The 8385-nt window shown below is 42.6% G+C and carries 5 protein-coding genes and 1 pseudogene; 3 read left to right on the top strand and 3 right to left on the bottom strand.

Going from position 1 to position 8385, the window contains the following annotated elements; genetic code table 11:
• Positions 1-83: 83 nt before the first annotated feature.
• Positions 84-2918, bottom strand: coding sequence for a DNA polymerase I (gene polA, locus WBM49_RS04880; protein ID WP_424370944.1), 2835 nt, complete (start codon positions 2916-2918; stop codon positions 84-86).
• A 56-nt stretch (positions 2919-2974) separates the two neighbouring features.
• Entirely contained in the window at positions 2975-3967 is a 993-nt protein-coding gene (locus WBM49_RS04875; RefSeq protein WP_424370943.1) for an isoaspartyl peptidase/L-asparaginase family protein, read from the bottom strand.
• A gap of 42 nt (positions 3968-4009) precedes the next feature.
• Between WBM49_RS04875 and WBM49_RS04870 the strand changes: the two genes are divergently transcribed.
• The 3 genes from WBM49_RS04870 to WBM49_RS04860 all read left to right on the top strand — a co-directional run bounded on the left by WBM49_RS04870 (position 4010) and on the right by WBM49_RS04860 (position 6407).
• The gene (locus WBM49_RS04870; RefSeq protein WP_424370942.1) at positions 4010-4732 is read left to right on the top strand and encodes a copper homeostasis protein CutC; all 723 of its coding nucleotides are present in this window, start codon (positions 4010-4012) and stop codon (positions 4730-4732) included.
• Between the two features lie 56 nt (positions 4733-4788).
• Positions 4789-6018, top strand: a complete 1230-nt coding sequence (locus WBM49_RS04865; protein ID WP_424370941.1) for a metallophosphoesterase — start codon at positions 4789-4791, stop codon at positions 6016-6018.
• 92 nt (positions 6019-6110) lie between these two features.
• Positions 6111-6407 carry a thioredoxin family protein gene (locus WBM49_RS04860; RefSeq protein ID WP_424370940.1) on the top strand — a complete coding sequence of 99 codons (297 nt, stop codon included), beginning with the start codon at positions 6111-6113 and terminating at the stop codon, positions 6405-6407.
• 33 nt (positions 6408-6440) lie between these two features.
• Here the strand turns inward: WBM49_RS04860 and WBM49_RS04855 are convergent.
• Positions 6441-8385: pseudogene (locus tag WBM49_RS04855) on the bottom strand (hypothetical protein); the annotation flags it as partial.

The raw sequence follows: 8385 nt of genomic DNA, 5'->3' as shown, positions 1-8385 counted from the left end.
ACAAAAAGATAAGAGCTATAAGCTTTATAAAAAAACCATTCGATACATCGAAGGTTTTTTTTATGCGTTATAACACATGTCTATTAATGGGCTTCAAGCCAATTCTCACCTTGTCCCAGCTCAACATCCAAAGGAACTTTTAGGGTGTAGGCAGATTCCATGGCATTTTTGATCATCTTTTTCATCTGTTCCAGCTCAGGTTTGTACACATCGAATACTAATTCATCATGTACCTGCAATAGCATCTTGGTCTTGAAATTCCCTTCTTCTAATTTGCGATGAATATCGATCATGGCAATCTTAATGATATCCGCGGCACTCCCCTGAATAGGTGCATTTATGGCGTTTCGTTCGGCCGCCCCACGTACAATAGCATTGCTCCCATTTATGTCCTTTAAGTAGCGTCTTCTGCCCAGTACTGTTTGTACATATCCATGCTCTCTGGCGAAATCTACCTGATCTGCCATGTATTTACGTAGCTTGGGATACGTCTGGTAATACGTATCAATCAGCTCTTTGGCTTCCGTCCGAGAAAGATCTGTCTGATTGCTTAGCCCAAAGGCCGAAACCCCATAGATGATCCCAAAATTTACTGTTTTTGCGTTACCCCTTTGTTCTCTGGTAACTTCCTTTAATGGAATATTAAACACTTTGGATGCAGTAGAGGCATGAATATCTTCCCCATTTTTGAAGGCTTCAATCATAGTGTCTTCCTCACTAAGAGCTGCTATGATCCGCAATTCGATCTGTGAGTAATCTGCAGCCAGTAAAATGTAGTCTTTGTTTCTGGGGATAAATGCTTTACGCACCTGCCTTCCTCTTTCTGTCCGAATTGGGATGTTTTGCAGGTTAGGGTTGTTGCTGCTTAAACGTCCTGTGGCGGCCACTGTTTGCATGTAATCTGTATGCACTCTACCTGTACTTTTTTCTACCTGAGCAGGGAGGGCATCCACATAGGTGCTTTTTAATTTGGAGAGTCCCCGGTACTCCAAAACGTCTTTAATAATCTGATGGTCCTTGGCAAGGGAAGACAATACATCTTCTGCCGTAGAGTATTGCCCGGTTTTGGTCTTTTTGGGTTTCGCTACCAGTTTTAATTTATCAAAAAGTATTTCTCCTAACTGCTTGGGAGAAGCTATATTAAAAGATTCGCCGGCTTCGTCATAGATCTTCTCTTCGAGCGATTTAATATCAGCATCGAGTGCTCCGGACAAGCTATTTAGAAACTCTTCATCCAGATTGATTCCTTCCAATTCCATATCTGCCAGGACCCTTAACAAGGGGATCTCAATGTCCTTAAACAATTCCATCGTATGAGCATCAGCCAATTCTTTTACAAAATGTTTGGCCAATTGAAAGGTAACATCTGCATCTTCTACCGCATATTCTGTTTGCGCCTCTAAAGGCACATCGCGCATGCTCATTTGGTTCTTGCCTTTTTTGCCGATGAGTTCTGTAATGGAAACGGGAGTGTAGTTCAAATAGGTCTCAGAAAGTACGTCCATGTTGTGACGCATATCCGGATTGATGAGGTAATGTGCCAGCATCGTATCAAAAAGCGGCCCCTTCACATCCATATTGTACTTCCGGAGCACTTTAATATCATACTTCAGGTTCTGTCCTATTTTTTCAATATCAACAGACGAAAAGAAAGGCCTCAACTTTTCCAGTAAGGCCAGTGTTTCATCCTTATCATCCGGAAATGGTACATAATACCCTTTCCCTGCCTCCCATGAAAATGCGATCCCAACCAATTCTGCCACAAGAGGATTAAGGGAGGTGGTCTCCGTATCAAAACAAACAGCTGTCTGCTTCATCAGTTTCTTAAGGAACAGTTCTAATGCCATTCCTGCCTGAATGCTCTGGTAAACATGGGGCACATCTTTAATGGTCTTTCTTCCTGTGTGCACCTCAAGGGTGGCCGGAGCAGAACCGTCCTGGCCAAACAAGGAAAATTGACCACTCCCCGCTGCCAGCACTTCTTTTTTTGCCGTTTCAGGACTGCTTACGATTGTAGGGGTTCCTTCAGTTTCACCAGAAAAGAGCTTTAGGAATTGTTCCCGGAGTCTGCGGAATTCGAGTTCCTCAAAGATCTCCTGTACCTTTTCACTATCTGGCGGTGATAGCTCATAATCAGTTGCATCGAATGTAACATCGCAAGTAATACATATAGTTGCCAGCTGTTTGGAGAGTCTGCCCAATTCTGCATTCTCTTCCACCTTTTCTTTCATTTTACCTTTCAGCCTGTCGGTATTTTCTAATAAGGCTTCCAAAGAGCCAAATTCTTCAAGAAATTTCTTGGCTGTTTTTTCACCTACCCCGGGAAGGCCGGGAATATTGTCACTGGCATCGCCCATCATGCCCAAATAGTCTATGACCTGCTCCGGTCTTTCCACGCCAAAACGTTTTTGAATTTCGGGGATACCCCATATTTCAATTCCGTTCCCCATACGGGATGGGCGGTACATAAAGATATTTTCAGAGACAAGTTGCCCAAAATCCTTGTCCGGGGTTACCATAAATACCTTGTAGTCTTCCTTTTCGGCCTGTTTTGCCAGAGTTCCTATGATATCATCCGCTTCCAGGCCGGAGATTTCTACAACGGGGATATGCATAGCCTTAAGTATCTTTTGGATATAGGGTATCGCTATGCGAATAGCATCGGGTGTTTCATCCCTGTTGGCCTTGTATTCCGGATAAAGCTCGGTACGCTCTGTACTGCCATCCTTGTCGAAACAGACAGCCAAATGGTCTGGTTTCTCTCTTCGGATAACATCGAATAAGGAATTCATAAACCCCATAATCGCGGAGGTATCCATTCCCTTTGAATTGATCCTGGGATTCTTGATCAGGGCATAATACCCTCTAAAGATCAGGGCATAGGCATCCAGTAAAAAAAGTCGTTTTTGATCGGCCATATCAGTGTATAATGAGCAGTTCCAAAACTACAAAGATTCTAGACCATTCTAAAGCATTAGGCATCTATATAACTCTTTGCCGGGGTATTCAAATGCCCTTTCCCGGAGTATTGTCTGTAGGAGAATCCCGGATGAATGCAATAACCACCTGTTTCTCCAGCCTTATTGATGGCGATAAAGCCAATTTGAATATCCTTGTAGTTTTTCTTTTTCGCGATGATACGCCGCACCCCTTCTTCGCAAGCCTCTTGTGGCGATTTTCCTTGTCTCATGAGCTCTACGATTAAAAAACTTCCCACGGTACGCACTACTTCTTCCCCCATGCCGGTGGCCGTGGCACCTCCTACTTCGTTGTCTACAAAAAGTCCGGCGCCAATAATAGGGGAGTCGCCCACACGTCCAGCCATTTTATAGGCCATACCACTAGTGGTACAGGCTCCCGCAATATCTCCGTTCGCATCAATGGCAAGCATGCCGATGGTATCGTGATTTTCTATATTGATTACAGGCTTATATTGAGAGGTTTTCTTCCATTCCAGCCATTCTTCTCTCGACTTTTCAGTGAGTAGGTCTTCCTCAGGGAAACCCATCTCCTGGGCAAATTGTTTTGCGCCTGCACCAGCCAGCATTACATGGGGCGTTTCTTCCATCACCTTTCTCGCCACGGAAACAGCATGGACTATATTTTGAAGGTAAACCACAGCACCACATCTGCTATCTTTATCCATGATGCAGGCGTCCAGGGTTACATGGCCATCCCTATCCGGCCTGCCGCCCTTGCCAACAGATTGGTTTGTAACATCGGCTTCCTCAACCATTACCCCTTGCTCCACGGCATCGAGTGCCGTACCATTGCGCTCCAGAATTTCATAGGCTTTGGCCGTGGCATTTGGAACGTCCCAGGTAGCAATTACGATAGGTCCTTCTGCAACTTTAGCAGCCAGGGAACCTACTTCTGTCTCTTTTTCCTGACAAGCGGCTACAAGCGAACTGCCTAAGATGGCAGCGCCTCCTAAACCGGAATTTTTCAAAAACTTTCTTCTTTCCATACCTGTGGGATGTTTACATTTATAACTTTAAAGATAGTAATTATGATAGTAGAAGTATGTGCAAATTCTCTGGAATCTGCCTTAAACGCGCAACTTGCAGGGGCGCATAGAATTGAACTTTGCTCTGAACTCCCATCGGGAGGTATCACTGCTTCTTACGGACTTATTAAGAAAGTGAGAGAGGCTTTGAGTATCCCTGTGCACGTACTGATCAGACCCAGAAGTGGCGATTTTTTCTATTCAGATATGGAATTTCAAACCATGCTGGAAGACATTGCCATTTGTACTTCCCTGGGAGTAGATGGGATCGTTTCCGGGGTGTTAAATCCGGATTGGTCAGTTGATTGGGACCGCACAAAAGCTCTCTTTAAAGCTGCAGGCAACTGTTCTTTTACATTTCACAGGGCATTCGATCTGGTTGCAAACCCTCTGGAGACCTTTGATAAATTACAGGAAATGGGAGTAGATGCTTTACTGACCTCCGGGCAGGCTGCATCTGCCATGGAAGGCTTGTCTTTGCTAAAACAATTGGAGAAAAAATCTAACACCTGTACCATTATGCCGGGAGCGGGGATTACGGATAACAATGCAATACACTTTAAGCAAGCAGGTTTTAAAGCCATTCATCTGTCTGCTACCAAAAAAATTTTAAATACTACTGCTTTACCGCGGATTCCTATGAATGCAGCCATGGGGATTGCAGAGAATGAGGTACTTGTCACAGATCCGGACATTTTAAAAAAAGTCATTAAAAGCGTTAATTAACTCTAAAATCCAGTGTTAAGGGTAACCTAAAGAAATATATTTGTAAAAAAAGGACTATGATAAGATGGATCGTTTTTGTTGCTATTTACGTTATTCTGGGATTCTATTCCCTGCAGGCAATTAAGACCGCATCCCGTTTTCCCTGGGTCTATTATGCCTTTATGGCGCTCGCCTTATTGGTCCTCGGGAACTTTGTGTATCAATTTACTTTTGGAGATAATGATGGGAGTGTTCTAAACAGGCCGAAAAGCTATGCATTTGGTTTTTTGATCTCTATGCTCACCTTTGAGATTATTACTATCGTCTTTTTGTTTTCCGAAGATATTTTCAGATTGATCGCCGCTTCTATTCAAAGTATATCCGGTACTTCCGGAGAATTCAGCCTTCCTGCAAGAAGGCGTTTTTTAAGTTTAATAGCTATGGGGATAGCAGCTATTCCATTTAGCGCACTTTTATATGGCATGTATAGAGGGAAGTACGATTTTAGGGTTTTGAAATACGAGCTAGAATTTGATGACCTTCCTAAGGCCTTTCACGGATATCAGATCACTCAGATATCGGATATTCACAGTGGTAGCTTTGACAACCGGAAAAAAATAGAATATGCGGTCAATCTTATTAATGAACAGCAAAGTGACACTATTTTATTTACTGGTGATCTGGTAAATAACAAGGCTCTTGAGATGGAACCCTGGAAAGAATTGTTTGCAACTTTAGAAGCAAAAGACGGAAAATATTCTATCCTCGGAAATCATGATTACGGTGATTATGTGAACTGGGAAACGCCGGAGCTAAAATCTCAAAATCTTGAAGACCTTAAAAATATACAAAGAGAAATTGGTTTTGATCTTATGTTAAACGAAAGCCGCTATTTGCAAAAAGGAGATGACAAATTAGCCCTTATTGGCGTTGAAAATTGGGGTAGAGGAGGTTTTAAGAAAGCTGGAGATCTTAAAAAGGCGTCTAAAGGTATTGATAAAGATGATTTTAAAATACTATTGAGCCACGACCCATCTCACTGGGAAGATGTGGTGATACATGATGACTATCACTATCATTTAACCCTAAGTGGACATACCCATGGAATGCAATTTGGTATTGAGATTCCCGGATGGGTAAAATGGAGTCCCGTAAAATGGCGTTATAAATACTGGGCAGGCATCTATGAGGAAATGGGACAAATGATTAATGTAAACAGAGGGTTTGGATTTTTAGGCTATCCTGGGAGAGTAGGAATCTGGCCAGAAATTACCGTAATTACTCTTAAAAAGAAAGTGGCTGTCTAAGATAAATGTTAAGGGGTTATTACAAAAATTACTCTTTGAGTATAATTTTAACATTTTTTCTTACATTTGAGTCGTAACCCAACGCAAAACCTATGTCTAAATTCGGACAACTAATAGATCTCAATGTACCTGTGCTGCTCGATTTCTATGCTGAATGGAATGAACAGTCTACTGCCATGCATCCTGTACTTCGCGATGTGGCAGCTGCCCTTGGTGATAAAGGGAAGGTCATTAAAATAGACGTGGACAAGAATAAGGAACTCTCGCAAGCCCTTCGGGTAAAAGGGTTGCCCACCCTGATGATCTATAAAAAAGGGGAGATGGTCTGGAGACAAAGTGGCGAGCAAGACGCAAATACCCTGATTGGGATCCTTAACGAATATATCTAGCAATAATCCTTTTCCAAAACTACTTTTTGGCGCTTAATTTTCAAGATCTGTTTCTTGCTCAATAACCGTGGCATCCGGGATAATAGTATCCGATATTGGTAGTGTGTCTAGCAGGTCCTGATCAAAATTCTCTTCAATCGGAGTTTCTTCCAAAATATCATCCTGATAGAAATGGCTGAATTGATCTATATGTTCATTAAAAACAACTGTCTCTTTCTCGGCCATTTCCCGATCGTTATTTTCAATAAGAATGTCGATGATCCTTCGATATCCTTCCATGTCACCTATTATATCCTCCAGATTCTTGTACTGCTCATCTAAAGGCGTTCCCTGATAGTAGTTTAATCTATCCTGATAGATCAGCTTTAATTCTCCGAACAGTGCTCTGGCTTTTTCAGTTTCACCTACTTTGTAATACCCATCCAGGAATGGTTCCACAAAGGTATAAAAGCCGTATTTGTCTACCGGTAAATTCTCTATGGTAAGGTCTATGATCTCTTTGGCCTTGTCTATTTTATTTTCGTTGATCAATGCCTCTACCAAACGGGCCAGATTACTTCGGAACGAAAGACCCTGAGTTCTTGTCTGAGGATCGTGATAAATATCCGGGCTCCCGGAATTTCCCCAATCCCATCCTTTTACGATCCTGTACATTTCTTCCGTGTCTATACGCCCCATTTCATAAGAGCTTCGGTTTTGTGTTTTGATAGGGACCAGTTTATAGGTCAGACCTTCTAACTGAAGATAGTCTTTCATCCATATGTATTCTGCCTTGTCAAAACTACCGCCCGAAAAATAGATTGGTCGTTTCCAATCGTTATTTGCCATGATATCGAGCATCATGATGCGGTTTTTTGGAAGTGCCTGTGGTAGATCAATATCAATATAATCTACGATCAAAGCCGAATCCTTTTCCTTTACCAGGCCAGATTCCAGTACATTTTTTTTGTTTACAGGAATCCTGATTTTATTGGTAGGATAGTATACAAGGTCTAACGTACTTTCTGAGTACCCGCTGAGGTCGGCTCCTTGTTTCTCTAACAACGATCCCAGCTTTGTCTGCGGATTATTGCTCGCTATCCAATTCATAAAATCCTTAATATCCCATCGTTTGTCTGTGATGCCCTGATAGTAAATCACATCTCTGTTTCCATATCGGTACAGATCATGACTTAACTGGGACGGAATAGGTTCACTGCGATAGGCCTTTCGTTTCATTTGATCTACATACCAGTCTGTTGCAAAAAGGCTGGTGCAGATAACCCGTACATCATTTCTATACCCCTCCACTTCTTGAACATACCACAAAGGAAAGGTGTCATTGTCTCCAATGGTAAATAGCATAGCGCCCGCTTCTTCCTGACAGGAATCTAAATAGGCCTTTGCAGCCGAGCGAGCCGTATACCGCCCGGATCTGTCGTGATCATCCCAGTTTTGATATGCCATTACGCCCGGGACCGCTAATAAACAGACCAGGGTGATCGCAGGTGCCCAAACCTTAGGTTTGAGAAATTTGCTAAACTCTTCATAGAGGCCATAAACCCCAAGCCCTATCCAAAGCGCAAAGATGTAGAATGAACCTACCAGCGAATAATCCCTTTCACGGGGTTGAAAGATATAAGGGTTGGTATAGAACTGTATGGCGATCCCGGTGAAGATAAAAAACACAAAAAGCACCCAGAATTGTTTTGGATCTTTTGATATCTGGAACACCAGGCCAATGATCCCTAATAGTAACGGCAGGAAAAAATAGGTATTACGTCCTTTGTTCTCGAGGATATCCCTGGGTAGGTTTTCCTGGCTCCCCAGTCGTATACTGTCTATAAAACCTATACCACTCAACCATTCTCCATTGCCATTGTAACGTCCCTGCAGATCATCTTGTTTCCCAACGAAATTCCACATAAAGTAACGGGCGTACATATAGCCAAACTGAAATTGCACCATGTATTTTATGTTCTGCCAAATTGAGGGGGGT

The organism is Muriicola sp., assembly GCF_049669965.1.
In the GTDB taxonomy this organism is placed as follows: domain Bacteria; phylum Bacteroidota; class Bacteroidia; order Flavobacteriales; family Flavobacteriaceae; genus Muriicola.
The sequence above is the reverse complement of the archived record's forward strand: the minus strand, read 5'-3'. Positions and strand labels throughout refer to the sequence as shown.